16 protein-coding genes are annotated in these 15,566 nt (G+C 66.0%); 7 read left to right on the top strand and 9 right to left on the bottom strand.

Annotation, left to right across the window (positions count from 1 at the left end):
• The first annotated feature begins 28 nt into the window (after positions 1 to 28).
• Genes MXC99_RS16970 through MXC99_RS15115 form a run of 5 tightly spaced genes read left to right on the top strand, consistent with a single transcriptional unit; the run spans position 29 to position 4,164 of the window.
• The gene (locus tag MXC99_RS16970) at positions 29 to 157 is read left to right on the top strand and encodes a hypothetical protein (protein ID WP_282099850.1); all 129 of its coding nucleotides are present in this window, start codon (positions 29 to 31) and stop codon (positions 155 to 157) included.
• A gap of 26 nt (positions 158 to 183) precedes the next feature.
• Positions 184 to 1,506, top strand: a complete 1,323-nt coding sequence (locus MXC99_RS15130; RefSeq protein WP_247726239.1) for a murein hydrolase activator EnvC family protein — start codon at positions 184 to 186, stop codon at positions 1,504 to 1,506.
• Between the two features lie 47 nt (positions 1,507 to 1,553).
• Positions 1,554 to 2,933: a S41 family peptidase gene (locus MXC99_RS15125; RefSeq protein ID WP_247726238.1), complete on the top strand. Its 1,380-nt coding sequence runs from the start codon at positions 1,554 to 1,556 to the stop codon at positions 2,931 to 2,933.
• Positions 2,934 to 2,952: 19 nt separating this feature from the next.
• Positions 2,953 to 3,402 (top strand): hypothetical protein, encoded by a 450-nt coding sequence (locus MXC99_RS15120; protein WP_247726326.1) that lies wholly within the window; start codon positions 2,953 to 2,955, stop codon positions 3,400 to 3,402.
• A gap of 6 nt (positions 3,403 to 3,408) precedes the next feature.
• Entirely contained in the window at positions 3,409 to 4,164 is a 756-nt protein-coding gene (locus MXC99_RS15115) for a HesA/MoeB/ThiF family protein (protein ID WP_247726237.1), read from the top strand.
• Between the two features lie 8 nt (positions 4,165 to 4,172).
• On the opposite strand, the gene ribD is transcribed toward MXC99_RS15115, so the two are convergent.
• The 9 genes from ribD to pmbA form a co-directional block, all read right to left on the bottom strand.
• Entirely contained in the window at positions 4,173 to 5,270 is a 1,098-nt protein-coding gene (ribD, locus tag MXC99_RS15110; RefSeq protein ID WP_247726236.1) for a bifunctional diaminohydroxyphosphoribosylaminopyrimidine deaminase/5-amino-6-(5-phosphoribosylamino)uracil reductase RibD, read from the bottom strand.
• Positions 5,251 to 5,763, bottom strand: coding sequence for a transcriptional regulator NrdR (gene nrdR / locus MXC99_RS15105; RefSeq protein ID WP_247726235.1), 513 nt, complete (start codon positions 5,761 to 5,763; stop codon positions 5,251 to 5,253). Before nrdR ends, ribD begins: the two co-directional genes overlap by 20 nt.
• Before the next feature lie 58 nt (positions 5,764 to 5,821).
• Positions 5,822 to 7,072 (bottom strand): serine hydroxymethyltransferase, encoded by a 1,251-nt coding sequence (gene glyA, locus MXC99_RS15100; RefSeq protein WP_247726234.1) that lies wholly within the window; start codon positions 7,070 to 7,072, stop codon positions 5,822 to 5,824.
• Between the two features lie 112 nt (positions 7,073 to 7,184).
• Positions 7,185 to 8,864 carry a TRAP transporter large permease gene (locus tag MXC99_RS15095; protein WP_247726233.1) on the bottom strand — a complete coding sequence of 560 codons (1,680 nt, stop codon included), beginning with the start codon at positions 8,862 to 8,864 and terminating at the stop codon, positions 7,185 to 7,187.
• Entirely contained in the window at positions 8,861 to 9,469 is a 609-nt protein-coding gene (locus MXC99_RS15090) for a TRAP transporter small permease subunit (RefSeq protein WP_247726232.1), read from the bottom strand. The genes MXC99_RS15095 and MXC99_RS15090 overlap by 4 nt, the downstream gene beginning before the upstream one ends.
• Positions 9,470 to 9,625: 156 nt before the next feature.
• On the bottom strand, positions 9,626 to 10,708 hold the full coding sequence (locus MXC99_RS15085) for a TRAP transporter substrate-binding protein (protein ID WP_107221416.1): 1,083 nt from the start codon (positions 10,706 to 10,708) through the stop codon (positions 9,626 to 9,628).
• Positions 10,709 to 10,825: 117 nt separating this feature from the next.
• Positions 10,826 to 11,476, bottom strand: coding sequence for a histidine phosphatase family protein (locus tag MXC99_RS15080; RefSeq protein WP_247726231.1), 651 nt, complete (start codon positions 11,474 to 11,476; stop codon positions 10,826 to 10,828).
• A gap of 123 nt (positions 11,477 to 11,599) precedes the next feature.
• Positions 11,600 to 12,706 (bottom strand): TRAP transporter substrate-binding protein, encoded by a 1,107-nt coding sequence (locus MXC99_RS15075; RefSeq protein ID WP_107221414.1) that lies wholly within the window; start codon positions 12,704 to 12,706, stop codon positions 11,600 to 11,602.
• A 113-nt stretch (positions 12,707 to 12,819) separates the two neighbouring features.
• On the bottom strand, positions 12,820 to 14,187 hold the full coding sequence (pmbA, locus tag MXC99_RS15070) for a metalloprotease PmbA (protein WP_247726230.1): 1,368 nt from the start codon (positions 14,185 to 14,187) through the stop codon (positions 12,820 to 12,822).
• Between the two features lie 56 nt (positions 14,188 to 14,243).
• On the opposite strand from pmbA, the gene yjgA reads away from it, so the two are divergent.
• The gene (gene yjgA / locus MXC99_RS15065) at positions 14,244 to 14,858 is read left to right on the top strand and encodes a ribosome biogenesis factor YjgA (RefSeq protein WP_247726229.1); all 615 of its coding nucleotides are present in this window, start codon (positions 14,244 to 14,246) and stop codon (positions 14,856 to 14,858) included.
• Positions 14,859 to 14,943: 85 nt separating this feature from the next.
• Positions 14,944 to 15,534, top strand: coding sequence for a molybdopterin adenylyltransferase (mog, locus tag MXC99_RS15060; RefSeq protein WP_247726228.1), 591 nt, complete (start codon positions 14,944 to 14,946; stop codon positions 15,532 to 15,534).
• Positions 15,535 to 15,566 lie beyond the last annotated feature (32 nt).

Genomic DNA, 15,566 nt, shown 5'->3' with positions numbered 1-15,566 from the left:
ACTGCCCCTCTGACTGGAATGGCGCTTCATGTACAAGATCGTTCTGTTTCGTCGCGGTGAATCGATCCGGGAGCGGGCGCGCCGGGGATTCCGTTCCGCCGGGATTGGCGGACGGGACCTCGCCGAGGCGATGGCGATCCGCCGGGGCAGGGGCTGAGCGCCCGTCGGCCGGGGGTGGGGTTCATGCTGGATCGATGGCGGCGGGGGATTCTCGTGTTCGGCCTCGTACTGGTCGGCGCGGGTTCGGCATTGCCGGCCAGCGCCCAGGAAGGGGGCGAGATCGCCGAGCGCCGCCAGGGCTTGAACGAACTCAAAAAGCGCATTGACGACCTCCAGCAGGATATGGCGCGCACCGAGTCCCGGCGTTCGTCCGCGGCCGTAGCCGTGGCCGAGGCCGAGCGCGCGGTGTCGCGCGTGACGCGTCAGCTCCTTGCGCTCGAAACCGAGCGCAAGGACGCGGAACAGCGGCTGGTCCGGCTCGAGGCCGCGCAGCGCGACAGCGAGGCGCGCATCGATGCGCGCCAGGACGAACTGGCGCAGTGGCTGCGGCGCTACTACGTGCACGGGGCGGCCGATGGTGTTGCCCCCTTGCTTTCCGCCCGCGACCCCAACCAGCTCGCGCGCGACGCTCACTATCTCGAGCACCTGGGCCGTGCCCGCCTTGCGGTGATCGAGTCCTTGCGCGCCGATCTGACCGGACTTGAGCGCCAGCGCGAAGAACTCCGCTCCCATCGCGACCGCATGCTGGCGCTCGCCGGCGAGCAGCGCGCGCGGCGTGCCGAGCTGGAATCGGTGCAACTCGAGCGCACACAGGCGCTGGCCGCCATTGCCGACGAACTGCAGGCGCAAAAGCGCCAGGTCGGTACGCTGCGCCAGGACGAACAGCGCCTCGCCAAGGTGATCGATGCGCTCGTGCAACGCGCCCGCGAGGCGGCGGCACGTGACGCTGCGCGTCAGTTGGCCGCGCGCAGGGCGGCCGAGCAGCGTGCCGCCGGGGAACGGGCGGGTCAGGCGCGTGCGCCCGTCGGGTCGGCACCGCCCGCGCGCCGGGGCGAAGCGGTGGTGGGCGAAGCGCGCAGCGCTGCCGGTCCTACGCCCACCGGGGTGCGCTTCTCCCAGTTGCGCGGCCAGTTGCGTTTTCCGGTACGGGGTGAACTCGTCGGCCGCTTCGGTGCTCCAAGGGCCGAAGGTGGTACGACGTGGAAGGGGGTTTTCATCCGGGCGGCTACGGGTACCGATGTGCGCGCGGTCGCCGGGGGCGAGATCGTGTTTTCCGACTGGCTGCGTGGCTATGGAAATCTGATCATCATCGACCACGGTGGTGACTACCTGTCGATCTACGGCAACAACGACGCTTTGCTGGGGGAGGTCGGCGAGGAGGTCGGTGGCGGGGATACGATTGCCCGCGTGGGCAGCGAAGGAGGCGGCGGGGAATCGGGTTTATACTTCGAAATACGCCATCAGGGACAGCCGCAGGACCCGATGAAATGGGTGCGCCTCGACTAGCCTGGGGGCATTGCCGGCACGGCAGCCGGTGGATCAATGGAGTTCTCATGCGCAGCAAGCTGAAGCAGTTCGGTCTCGTGATGACCGGCGTGTTCGCCGGAATCATGATCAGCCTCAATTTTTCCGCCAATGCGGACCGCAGTACCCCGGCCCCCCTGCCTGTGGAGGAGTTGCGCGCCTATGCCGACGTGTTCAACGCGATCAAGCAGGGCTATGTCGAGCCGGTGGAAGACAAGAAGCTGATCACCGACTCGATCAGCGGCATGTTGTCCGGGCTGGACCCGCATTCGGCCTATCTCGACGCCGAGGCGTTCAAGGATCTGCAGGTGGGCACTCAGGGCGAGTTCGGCGGGCTGGGCATCGAAGTCGGCATGGAAGACGGTTTCGTCAAGGTGATCTCGCCGATCGAGGACACGCCGGCCTTCCGTGCAGGGGTGAAGGCGGGAGATCTGATCGTCAAGCTCGACGACACTCCGGTCAAGGGCATGAGCCTGAGCGACGCGGTCAAGCGCATGCGCGGCAAGCCGCGCACCGACATCACGCTGACGATCATGCGCAAGGGCGAGACGCGTCCGATCGTGATCACACTGACCCGCGAAGTCATCAAGGTCCAGAGCGTGCGCTCGAAAATGATCGAGCCCGGTTACGCTTACCTGCGCGTGGCCCAGTTCCAGGAAAACACCGTAGCATCGGTGGTCGACCACTTCACCAAGCTCGCGGGCGAAGGCCCGCTGCAGGGCTTGGTGCTCGATTTGCGCAACGACCCCGGCGGCCTGCTGCACGGTGCCGTCGGGGTCGCCGCGGCCTTCCTGCCCGCCGATACGCTGGTAGTGTCGACCGATGGCCGCACCGAAGACGCCAAGCGCGAATACCGTGCGAGCGCGGTCGATTACCTGCGCGGGACGCGCGACGACTTCCTCCGCCGCCTGCCCGCGAGCGCAAAGGAGGTGCCGATGGTGGTGCTGGTCAATGCCGGCTCGGCTTCGGCGTCGGAAATCGTCGCCGGGGCGCTGCAGGATCACAAGCGGGCGGCGGTGATGGGGACGCAGACCTTCGGCAAGGGATCGGTGCAGACCATCCTCCCGCTCAACAACAGCACGGCGATCAAGCTCACCACCGCACGTTACTACACGCCCAGCGGGCGCTCGATCCAGGCCAAGGGGATCGAGCCCGACATCGTCGTCGAGGAAAGCGCCAACGGCTCCAGCCGTCGCGTGCGCGAGGCCGACCTGCAGGGCCACCTGGGCAACGACAAGGATCCGGAGGCCGAGCGCAAGGCCGCCGCCGCGCAGCCCCGCCCGGCGGCCGGTGACGAGGACGACGAGCCGGCCCGCTTCGAATTGGCCGGGGAGAACGATCATCAGCTGCGCCAGGCGCTCAATCACCTCAAGGGGCTTCCGGTCGTTTCGGGCAAAATCGCGGAATGACCGCAAAGAGAGGGGCATGATGCGTCGGGAAACCGCCTACAAGCTGGCTGGCAGGCATCACGACCATCCCATCCATGGCGCCGGTATCGTCAAGGAGCGGGAGATCCGGTTCAGTCCGGCGCCGCCGGGGCAGATCGAGCGGGCGTGGATCGCCTTGCGCCTGCTGAAAGGGCTCGAAGTCGAACATGGCGCCGACCCGCTGACCTTGGTCGTGCGCTACTCGGTGCTCGAATACTCGCTCGAAGCGCTCGAGGACGCGCTGCGCGAGGCCGGGTTCGTGCTCGAGAACTCGCTCTATGTCCGTCTCGCCCGCGCGTTGGTCTATTTTTCCGAAGAAACCCAGCGTCACACCCTGCTTTCGCCCGAGCGCCTGATCAAGCAGTCCAACGAAGTCTACATCCAGGCCTGGAATCACCATATCCACGGCGATCACGACGACACCCCTCCCGATCTGCGCGAATACAAATAAGACTCCATGGACGACGATCAGCTCCTGCGCTACAGCCGGCATATCCTGTTGCCCGAAATCGGCGTCGAAGGGCAGCAGGCGCTGCTCGAAGCGCGTGTCCTGATCGTGGGGGCGGGCGGGCTGGGGTCGCCCGCGGCGATGTATCTGGCAGCGGGCGGTGTGGGCACGATCGCGATCGCCGACCATGACACGGTGGATCTGACCAACCTGCAGCGCCAGATCATGCATTCGGCCGCGATGATCGGCGCGCCCAAGGTCGAGTCGGCCCGTGCCACGCTCCATCGCCTGAACCCGTTGACCCGGATCGAGCCGCTGCAGGCGCGGCTGGAAGGCCGCACGCTCGACGAGCAGGTCGCCGCGGCCGACGTCGTCCTCGACTGCAGCGACAATTTCGCCACCCGGCATGCGGTCAATCGCGCCTGCGTGCATCGCCGCAAGCCGCTCGTGTCCGGAGCCGCGATCCGTTTCGACGGCCAGGTTTCGGTGTTCGATCTGCGCAGGCCCGAGAGCGCCTGCTACCACTGTCTGTTTCCGGAAGCCGAAGACCTCGAGGAGGTACGCTGCGCGGTGATGGGGGTGTTCGCGCCCATTGTCGGCATGATCGGCACCACCCAGGCCGCCGAGGCATTGAAGCTGATCATGGGCTGTGGCAAGTCGCTCGATGGCCGACTGCTGCTGCTCGATGGCCTGTCGATGGAGTGGCGCAGCGTCGCCTTCGGGCGGGACCCGGGTTGCGCCGTGTGCGGCGGCAGCCTGCGCTGAAGACCACCTCAGGTGGAGGAGCGCAGGCGCGCGATCAGGCGCAGATCGGCACCGATCATGCGCAGGTCGCGGACTTCCAGCCGCGTCGCGGCCTGGAGTGTGTGCAGCTCGGGCAGGTTGAACAGCCCCCGCGCCGCATCGCCGGCCAGCATCGGCGCGAGGTAGAGCAGCAGTTCGTCCACACAGCCTTCGCGCAGCAGTGAACCGTTGAGCCTGAAGCCGGCTTCGGCGTGGACTTCGTTCAGGCCGCGTCGCCCCAGTTCGCGCATCAGCGCGGGCAGTGCGACCTTGCCGGCAGCATCGGGCAGGATCACGACCTGGTGCCCGAGCTCGAGCAGGGGGGCGCTGCGCGCGCGATCTTCGCACGCCGTTGCGATCAGGATCGGTTCGCCGTTGACGATGCGCGCCTTGGTCGAAACGTCGAGGCGGGCGTCGATCAGAACCCGCAGCGGCTGACGCTCGCAGGGCACATCGCGCACGCTGAGCCGAGGGTCGTCCGCGCGCACCGTGCCGATGCCGGTAAGGACGGCGCAGGCGCGTGCGCGCCAGCGGTGGCCGTCACGCCGCGCATCGGGGCCGGTGATCCACTGGCTGACGCCGTTGTTGAGCGCAGTCTTGCCATCGAGGGTGGCGGCTGCTTTCAGGCGCAGCCAGGGCCGGCCCCGGGTCATGCGCGAAACGAACCCGATATTGAGCTCGTGGGCCTCGGTTTCCATCAAGCCGTGCGCGGTGACGATGCCCGCGGCGCGCAGGCGCGCCATGCCGCGCCCGGCGACCAGCGGATTGGGGTCTTCCATCGCCGCCACCACGCGGGCGACTCCGGCCGCGATGAGCGCATCGGCGCAAGGCGGTGTGCGGCCGAAGTGGGAGCAGGGCTCCAGCGTCACGTAGGCGGTCGCGCCGCGGGCGCGCTCGCCGGCCTGCTCCAGGGCATGGATTTCGGCGTGCGCTTCGCCGGCGCGCCGATGCCAGCCTTCGCCGACGATTTCTCCGTCCCGAACCAGCACGCAGCCCACCCGCGGGTTGGGCGCGGTGGTCTCCAGCCCGCGCGCTGCCAGGGCGAGCGCGCGCGCCATCGCACCATGGTCAGTTGCCGAAAAGGTCATCTTCGGACGGGGCGGAGGTCTGCGGGCCGCGGTTGCGGCGCGGCCGTGCCTGCACCTCGCGGATCACTTCGGAGAATTCGTCCACGTCGGCGAAGTTGCGATACACCGAGGCGAAGCGGATGTAGGCCACCTTGTCGAGCTTCTTCAGCTCCTTCATCACCAGCTCGCCGACCTTCTCGCTGGGAACTTCCTGCTCACCCAGCGACAGCAGCTTCGCCTCGATGCGATCGACCGCGGCCTCGATCGCCTCCATCGTCACCGGGCGCTTGCGCAGCGCCAGCTTCATGCTGCCGGCAAGCTTGGCATGGTCGAACTCACTGCGGTTGCCGTTACGCTTGACGATGTGCGGCATCTTGAGGTCGATGCGCTCGTAGGTGGTGAAGCGCTTGTCGCACTTTACGCAGCGCCGGCGGCGGCGGACGACGTCACCGTCCTCGTTCTCGCGGGTGTCGGTGACCTGGGTATTGGGGTCGCCACAGAAGGGGCATTTCATGGCCGGAGGGGCATCGCGAGCGGGGCGGGCCAGTCCGCGGCCCGCCCCGGCGGGCGGCTTACTTGCCGTATACCGGGAATTTCGCGCACAGTGCGGCGACTTGGCCGCGCACGCGTTCGATCACCGCGGGGTCTTCCGGCGCATCGAGCACGTCGGCGATCAGGTGGGCGATCTTCTCGGCCTCGATTTCGGTGAAGCCGCGGGTGGTCATCGCCGGCGAGCCGATCCGGATGCCCGAGGTGACGAAGGGCTTTTCCGGGTCGTTCGGAATCGAGTTTTTGTTGACCGTGATGTGGGCGCTGCCGAGCACTGCTTCGGCGGCCTTGCCGGTGATCTTCTTCGGGCGCAGGTCGACGAGGAAGACATGGCTTTCGGTGCGTCCGGAGATGATCCGCAGCCCGCGCTCCTCGCCGAGCACGCGCGCCATCACCCGGGCGTTGGCGATGACTTGTTCCTGATAGTTGCGGAACTCGGGCGAAGCCGCTTCCTTGAAGGCGACCGCCTTGGCGGCGATCACGTGCATCAGGGGGCCGCCCTGCAGGCCGGGGAAAATCGCCGAGTTGAGCGCCTTCTCGTGTTCGGCCTTCATCAGGATGATGCCGCCGCGCGGGCCGCGCAGGGTCTTGTGGGTGGTCGAGGTGACGACGTCGGCGTGCGGTACCGGGTTGGGGTAGAAGCCGGCGGCGATGAGGCCGGCATAGTGCGCCATGTCGACCCAGAAGATCGCGCCCACGTCTTTTGCGACCTTGGCGAAGCGCTCGAAGTCGATGCGCAGCGAGTAGGCGGAGGCGCCGGCGATGATGATCTTGGGCTTGTGCTCGCGGGCCAGGCGCTCCATCGCCGCGTAGTCGATCTCTTCCTTGTCGTCGAGGCCGTAGGCGACGACGTTGAACCACTTGCCCGACATGTTCAGCGGCATGCCGTGGGTGAGGTGGCCGCCTTCGGCCAGGCTCATCCCCATGATCGTGTCGCCGGGCTTGGCGAAGGCCATCAACACTGCCTGGTTGGCCTGTGAGCCGGAGTTCGGCTGGACGTTGGCAGCCTCGGCGCCGAACAGCGCCTTCAGACGGTCGATGGCGAGCTGCTCGGCGACGTCGACATGTTCGCAGCCGCCGTAGTAGCGCTTGCCCGGATACCCCTCGGCATACTTGTTGGTGAGCTGGGAGCCCTGGGCTTCCATTACCGCATGGGAGACGTAGTTTTCAGAGGCGATCAGCTCGATGTGATCTTCCTGACGGCGGTTTTCGGCCTGAACGGCGGACCACAGTTCGGGATCGACCTTGGCGAGGGTGTCTTGCGCGGAGAACATGGAGGCGAACTCGGAAAGGGTTGATTTCGAGGGTGAAGTTTAGCACGTGCGGCGCTGCGCAAAAAAAGGCGCACATCCGCCGGATGTGCGCCTCGTCGGGAGGGATGCCGGCTTACCAGCCGTCGCCCTTTTCCTTGCCCCAGCCGTCGCCGGTGGGCAGTTCGATCTGGATGGTGTCCAGGTCGACCGCGGCCTTTTCATCGAGCCCGCCGGTAACCAGCTGCGGAAAGGCGATGACGAGGGCGACCATGAAGAGCTGGATGAGCACGAACACGATCGAGCCGCGATAGATGTCGGTCGTCTTGATGCCCTCGATGCGCTTGTTGGTGATGCGGTCGAGGTAGGATGCGCCCGGCGCGACGCTGCGCAGATAGAACAGGGCGAACCCGAACGGGGGCGTCAGGAACGAGGTCTGCAGGTTCAGGGCGATGATCACGCCGAACCAGATCAGGTCGATCCCGAGCTTTTCCGCGACCGGCGCCAGCAGCGGCAGCAGGATGAAGGCGATCTCGAAGAAATCGAGGAAGAAGCCGAGGAAGAAGATCACCACGTTGACGAACAGCAGGAAGCCAAGCTGGCCGCCGGGTAGCTTGTCGAACAGGTGTTCGACCCAGATCTGGCCATCCACCGCGGTGAAGATGAAGCTGAAGACGGTCGAACCGATGAGGATGAACATCACGAAGATCGACAGCCGTGCGGTCGATTCGAGGCCCTGGATCAGGGTCTTGAAATCGAGGCGGCGGCGCATCGACGCCATGATCAGCGCACCGGTCGCACCCATCGCGCCGCCTTCGGTCGGGGTCGCAACGCCGAGGAAGATGGTGCCGAGTACGAGAAAGATCAGTGCGAGCGGGGGGATCAGTACGAAGGTCACACGCTCGGCGATGCGCGATAGCAGGCCGAGCTTGAACAGGCGGTTGATGATGGCCAGCGCCAATGCAAGGAAGGTGCCGAAGGTCAGCGCGACGACGATCGTTTCGTCGAGCGGCGGCGTGGGGCTGTCGTGTCCGTTCAGATACCCCAGTACTGCCCCGTAGTTTTGCCCGAGTGCGACCGAGACCGTGGTGACCAGGAGCGCCAGTACGCCAAGCGAGCGCAGCCCGGAGTTTCCGTTCGGTTCGCGGTAGCTCAGCGCTTCCGGCGGCAATGCGGGCACCATTTTCGGCCTGAAGATCGCCAGGCCGATGACGAGCAGGGCGTAGAGCGCGACCAGGGCCAGTGCCGGAATCATCGCGCCCTTGTACATGTCGCCGACGCTGCGCCCGAGCTGGTCGGCCATGACGATCAGCACCAGCGAGGGCGGAATGGCCTGGGCGAGGGTGCCGGAAGCAGTGATCACGCCGGTCGCGATCGGGCGGCTGTAGCCGTAGCGCAGCATGATCGGCAGCGAGATCAGGCCCATCGAGATCACCGAGGCGGCGACCACGCCGGTCGTCGCCGCCAGCAGCGCGCCGACGAAGATGACGGCCAGGGCGAGGCCGCCGCGGATCGGACCGAACACCTGGCCGACCGTCTCGAGCAGGTCCTCGGCCATGCCGCTGCGTTCGAGGATCAGGCCCATCAGGGTGAAGAACGGGATCGCCAGCAGGGTATCGTTCTGCATGATGCCGAACACCCGCAGCGGCAAGGCCTGGAACAGCGTAGCGGGAATGATGTCGAGCTCGAGGCCGATGAAGCCGAAGAACAGGCCGCAGGATGCGAGCGAGAAAGCGACTGGAAATCCGGACAGAAGGAAGAAGACGACGACCCCGAACATGATTGGGGCGATATTAGCGGTAACGAATTCGATCATTTCTTGGGCTCGTCGGCGGCGTTGTTCGAAGAGGCATCGCCGAGGGTGGCGTGGATATGGTCCTCCGCGTCGTTGTGCCCGTCATGGGCGATGCTGTCGGGGCCGAGGTTGCGCAGGAAGGCGATACGCTTGATCAGCTCGGAGACCGATTGCAGCGCGAGCAGGGCGAAGCCGGCCGGAACGAGGGCGTAGACGGGCCAGCGAATCAGTCCGCCGGCGTTGGAGGACATCTCGCCGGAGGCATAGGCGCCGGCCACTACCGGCCATGAATAGGTGATCATGAAATAGCACAGCGGCAACAGGAAGACGATGATGCCGATGACGTCGACCAGGTTGCGCATCCGGCTGCCGAGCTTGTTGGCGATGACGTCGATGCGTACATGGGCGTTTTGCAGGAAGGCGTAGCCCGCGCCGAGCATGAATACGGCGGCGAACAGGTACCACTGGATTTCGAGAAAGGCGTTCGAGCCGATGTTGAAGGCCTTGCGTGCGACCGCATTTCCGGCACTGATCAGCGTCGCGGCGAGAATGAGCCAGATCACCGATTTTCCGATCAGATGGCTGACAGCGTCGATGATGCGGGAGAGACCGAGGAGCGTTCCCATTGGAGTTACCTGGAACTGAAAGAGCACAAAAAAGCCGAGCGGATCGTGACGCGCGCTCGGCAAGGGGATGGTGCCAGAATCGTCTGCAAATGGTCGGCAGGCGCCCGGCCGAAGTAGGACCGAACTGCGGCCGAAGTGGCCGGGCGCCTGACCGGATTATAGCTTCTGCGCTGACATGTACTGGTTGTAGCTGCCTTCGGCGACCCCTTCCCACTGGTAAGCGTCGGCGAGGAAGCGCGAGTAGTCGCCGTAGATCTTCTTCCAGTTCGGGTTCTTGCCGTTCAGGTCAGCATAGACCTCGCGCGAGGCCTTGAACGCAGCGTCCATGACGTCCTTGGGCAGTCGCTGCAGTTTCGCCCCTTCGGCGATGAGTTGCTTGAGCGAGCTCGGGTTGTGCGCGTCGTAGCGTGCGATGACGTCGATGTGAGCGTCGGAGGCGGCCTGGCGCACGATCGCCTGATATTCTTTCGACAGACCGTTGAATGCCTTGGCGTTGACCAGCAGCGAGAACTGCGTGCTGCCTTCCCACCACGCCGGGTAGTAGTAGTTCTTCGCCACCTTGTGCAGGCCCAGACGCAGGTCGTCGTAGGGGCCGATCCACTCCGCCGCATCCACCGTTCCCTTTTCCAGCGCCTGGTAGATTTCGCCCGCGGGAATGTTCTGCGGCACCGCGCCGAGCTTGGTGATGACGCGGCCGGCAAAGCCGCCGATGCGGATCTTGAGGCCTTCCAGATCCTTGACCGAGTTGATCTCCTTGCGGTACCAGCCGCCCATCTGGGCGCCGGAGTTGCCCATCACGAAGTTGACGATGTTGAACTGGGCGTAGAACTCGCGCAGCAGCTTCAGGCCGTTGCCGTGGTGCATCCAGGCCTGCATCTGGCGTGCGTTCATGCCGAACGGGATGGCGCAGTCGAGAGCGAAAGATTCGTCCTTGCCGAAGAAATAGTACGGCGCAGTGTGGGCGCACTCGATGGTGTCCTGCTGCAGCGCATCGACGACGCCGAAGGCCGGCACGAGTTCGCCTGCCGCATGCACGCTGACTTCGAACTTGCCGCCGGTGGCCTCACTGACGTTCTTGGCGAAGGTTACGGCGCCGCCATACAGGGTATCGAGCGATTTCGGAAAGCTCGAAGCCAGGCGCCAGCGGATCTGCTGCTGGGCATGCACGATCGCCGGGGCGGTGCCTGCGGCGAGAATGCCGGCCATACCGGCGCCTTGGAGGAATTTGCGGCGTTCCATTGTGTCTCCTTCCGGGGTGTTTGAATGAACGGCGCGATTATAGGGAGCTTGGGGTGGGTGGCGAAAACCGCGGAAAACCCTTATTTTCGTTGCGTTCGTCATGATCCGGGGCGCTTTTCAGGCGTCCGGCAATTCGTCGAGTGTTTCCTGCAGATGGCTTTCGTCCGCCCACGCGAGCAGGCGCCAGGCGCTGCTCTGGTACTCGATCCAGTTCAGGGCGGCGTTGGGAATCGGGAAGTTGCGCGGTGAGGCGAGCGCCGTGCCGGTGGCGAGGCGGTGGGTGATGTCGAGCACGCCGCCATGGGTGACGACCAGCACCTGCTCGCCACGGTGGCGCAGGGCGATGTCGGTCAGTGCCGCCCGCACCCGGTCGGCGAAGTCGCGCAGGCTCTCGCCGCCCTCCGGGAAGGCGAGGGTGGTTTCGCGTGCCTTGAAGCGGCGATAAAGCTCGGGGTGGCGGTGTTCGGCTTCTTCGTAAGTGAGCCCCTGGAAGAGCCCGTAATGACGTTCCCGCAATCTGTGCTCGGGTTCGGCGTCGAGCCCATGGGGGCGCCCGATCGCGGCTGCGGTCTGGTGCGCGCGCTGCAGATCGCTGCTGTAGAGCGCGGCGAAGCCCTGCCCGGCGAGATGGCGTGCGGCGGCTTCGGCTTGGGCGAGGCCGGTGCCGTTGAGCGGGACGTCGATATGGCCCTGCAGCCGGCGTTCGGTATTCCAGGCCGTTTCGCCGTGGCGGACCAGGCAGATGCGGCAGGCGGAATTGTCGTTCATGGCGATGTGGCCTCTTGCGGAATGTCGGCCCGTTCGTGCGTGGAGGGCGACGCCGCGGAAACGGCGAGACCCCCGCAGGGGTCTCGTCGATACGGCGGGCGTGGCTTGCGGACGGGCGCGCGGTTAACGCACCGACTGCATGAAGCGGTCGAAGCCGGCTTCGGCGACGCCGAACCAGGCGTTCTGCGACTTGCGGTATTTGTCGAAGTCGGCGTAGATCTTCGCCCACGCGGGGTTCTTCGCCGCTTCCTCGGCGTACAGCTCGCGCGATACGTCGTAGGCCTTCTTCATGATCTCGGTGGAGAAGCCCTGCAGCTTCACGCCCTGACCGAGCAGGCGGGCGAGGGCCTGGGGGTTCTTGTGGTCGTAAGTCGATGTCATCAGGATGTGAGCTTCGCGCGAGGCGGCGCGGAAGGCCGCCTGGTATTCCTTCGGCAGCTTGTCCCATTCCCCGCGGTTGACGAAGAAATGCACCACCGGACCCGGCTCCCACCAGCCCGGCGAATAGTAGTAAGGCGCCACCTTGTACAGGCCGAGCTTTTCATCGTCGTAGGGGGCGACCCATTCGGCAGCGTCGATCGTGCCCTTTTCCAATGAAGTGTAGATATCGCCGCCGCCGAGTTGCTGCGGCACCGCTCCCATGCGTGAGAGGATTTCGCCACCGAGGCCGGCGATGCGGATCTTCAGCCCCTTGATGTCGTCCACGGTGTGGATCTGCTTGCGGTACCAGCCGCCCATCTGCACCCCGGTGTTGCCGCCGAGGAAGGAGTAGAGGTTGTAGTTGGCATAGAACTCGTCGAGCAGCTGCTGACCATTGCCGGCAATGATCCAGGCGTCCATCTGGCGCGCGTTGAGGCCGAAGGGCACGGCGGTGCCGAAGCCGAAAGCCTTGTCCTTGCCGACGTAGTAGTAGGAGCAGGTGTGGCACATTTCGACCGTGTTCTGCTGCACCGCGTCGAGCGCCATCAGCGCGGGGACGATCTCGCCCGGGGCGTGGATGCGGATGTCGAACTTGCCGCCGGTGATCTCGCGCACGCGGTTGGCGAGCATTTCGGCGCTGCCGAACAGGGTGTCGATGCTCTTCGGGAAGCTCGAGGTCATCCGCCACTTGATTTCGGGCAGGCCGGTATGCACGGCAGGCGCGGCGGACACGGCGGTCGAGGCCATGCCTGCAGTCGCACCGGCGGCAAGGCCGGCACCGGCTTTCTTGAGGAAGGAACGACGCTCCACGGTTTCTCCTTGTGTCTTGGGGTGAATGTCGGAGGCCGATTATAGGCTCCGTCCAGGGGTAGGATCGGACCGCCGCGCTCCGTTCGGGCGGGGCGCGGTCGCCCTCGCCGGGCTCAGCGCCCGGCCACCTTCATGCTGTCGATCAGCAGCGAGCCGCACAGCTTGGCCCCGCGCGGCAGGGCGTCGTTGCCGACCGCGACGATGCCGCGGAACATGTCGCGCAGGTTGCCGGCGATGGTGACTTCCTCGACCGCATGCTTGATGCGACCCTTTTCCACCCAGAAGCCGGCAGCGCCGCGCGAGTAATCGCCGGTGACGTAATTGACGCCGTGGCCGAGCAGTTCGGTGACGAGCAGGCCCCGCTCCATCTGCCGGATCAGCCCGGCGAGATCCTGTGTGCCCGGCTTCACCAGCAAGTTGTGCGAGCCGCCGGCGTTGGCGGTGGTCTGCATGCCCAGCTTGCGCGCCGAATAGGTGGACAGGAAGTAGCCCTGGAGCACGCCGTCGATGACTACTTCACGGTCGCGGGTGGCGACGCCGTCGCTGTCGAAGGGGCTGGAGCCGAAGGCTTTTTTCAGGTGCGGGCGTTCGGAGATGCTGACCACGGGGGAGAACACGGACTGCCCCAGGCTGTCGAGCAGGAAGCTCGATTTGCGGTACAGCGAACCGCCGCTGACGGCCTGCGTGAAGTTGCCGAGCAGCGAGACCGCGAGCGGAGCTTCGAAGATCACCGGCACTTCGCAGGTGCGGATCTGCTTCGCCCCCAGCCGGGCGATCGCGCGCTCGCCGGCGATGCGGCCGATGTCTTCCGGCGCCATCAGTTCGGCCGGATCGCGCCGCGAGTCGTACCAGAATTCGCGCTGCATGCCTTCGTCGCTGTCGTCGCCGTCGTTGTTTTCGCCGGCGATCACCGAGCACGACAGGCCGTGGCGGGTGGTCGCGTAGCCGCCGAGAAAGCCGTGGCTGTTGGCGGAAACGAAGTGTGACTGCTGGATCGAGGTGTTGGCGCCTTCCGAGTTGCGGATCTTCGCGCTCACCGCGAAGGCAGCGTCCTCGCAGCGGCGGGCGAGTTCGATCGCGGTGTCGATGTCGATCTTCCACGGGTGGAAGAGGTCGAGGTCGGGCATGTCCTGCGCCCGCGCCATCAGCGCCGCATCCGCCAGTCCGGCGCAGGGGTCGGGAGCGGTGAAGCGGGCGATCGACAGTGCGGCGTCGACCGTGGCCTTCAGCGCTTTCCCGGAGAAATCGGACGTGCTCGCATAGCCGCGCTGCTGGCCCAGATAGACGGTGACGCCGACGCCCTTGTCGCGGTTGTACTCGATAGTGTCGACTTCGCTCCGGCGCACCGCGACCGATTGGCCGAAGCCTTCCGAAACGTCGGTCTCGCAGGCCGAGGCGCCGCCTTGTTTCGCGTGCTGCAGGATGTCGGTGGCGATTTCGGCGAGCTGCGCCTGGGTGAAGGAAAAGCCTTGATCGGACATGGAGGGGTCGTGTGCGTGCAAAGGCTATAATCTTACTCCGATCACGCCAGCCCCCCATGCACGCAATGCGCTCCGATTCACGCCACTCCCCCCATCCCGCCGTGCAGGACGAGGACGATTTCGTCGAGCCGCCAAGCAAAAGCAGTCGCAAGCGCGAAATGCACGCGCTCCAGGATCTGGGCGAACAACTCGTCGCGTTGTCCGCCGAGCGCCTGAAGAAAGTGCCGCTGCCCGATGTGCTGTACGACGCCGTCCGCGCCGCGCAAGGTTTCAAGATGGAAGCACGGCGGCGCCAGATGCAGTACATCGGCAAGCTGATGCGCAAGATCGACCCGGCGCCGATCCAGGCCCAGCTCGAGATCTTCGCCGGGAATTCAGCCGCCGAAGTGGCGAAGATGCACCGCCTCGAGCGTCTGCGCAGCGATCTGCTCGAGGACGAAAAAGTCATCGGCAGCATCGCCGAATCCTGGCCCGGCGCCGATCTGCAATACCTGCGCACGCTGCGCCGCAACGCACTCAAGGAGCGCGAGGCGGGCAAGCCGCCGAAATCCTTCCGCGAAATCTTCCGCGTGCTGCGCGAACTGCAGGAAGCGCAGGACGCCGCCGCGGAAGAAACCGGGGAAGGGGCCGCGGGTGCCGCGACCGCGCCGGGCAAGCCTGCGGACGAATGAAGCGGGCGCGCGCCGGCCGCTGCGGTGCTTGCCGCATGCCTGCTACGGCACCCCCCTGTGATCCACCGACGATGAGACTGAACCCATGAGCGAACCCATCCGCATCGGCCTGGTGTCGATCAGCGACCGCGCCTCCGAAGGCACTTACGAAGATCAAGGCATCCCCGCGCTGCAGGACTGGCTGGGCAGGGCGCTGACCTCGCCGTGGAGCGCCGAAACGCGGCTGATTCCGGACGAGCGCCCGGTGATCGAGCGCACCCTGGTCGAACTGGTCGATGAGGCTGGCTGCGACCTGGTGCTGACCACTGGCGGCACCGGCCCGGCGCCGCGCGACCTGACTCCCGAGGCCACGCTCGCGATCAGCGACAAGGAAATGCCCGGTTTCGGCGAGGAGATGCGCCGCATCAGCCTGAACTTCGTCCCCACCGCGATCCTGTCGCGCCAGGTCGCGGTGATCCGCGGCCGCTGCCTGATCATCAACCTCCCCGGCCAGCCCAAGTCGATCCGCGAGACCCTCGAAGGCGTGCGCGACGCCGACGGCACGGTGCGCCACGTCGGCATCTTCGCTGCGGTGCCCTACTGCATCGATCTCATCGGCGGGCCCTACATCGAAACCGACGAAGCGGTGATCAAGGCCTTCCGCCCCAAGCACGCGATCCGGACGAAACAGGCTTGAACCCCCGGCGGAGCGACGGTACGGCGCCCGCC

The sequence above is a fragment of the Thauera aromatica genome (assembly GCF_023093595.1).
GTDB classification, from domain to species: domain Bacteria; phylum Pseudomonadota; class Gammaproteobacteria; order Burkholderiales; family Rhodocyclaceae; genus Thauera; species Thauera aromatica_A.
The sequence above is the reverse complement of the archived record's forward strand: the minus strand, read 5'-3'. Positions and strand labels throughout refer to the sequence as shown.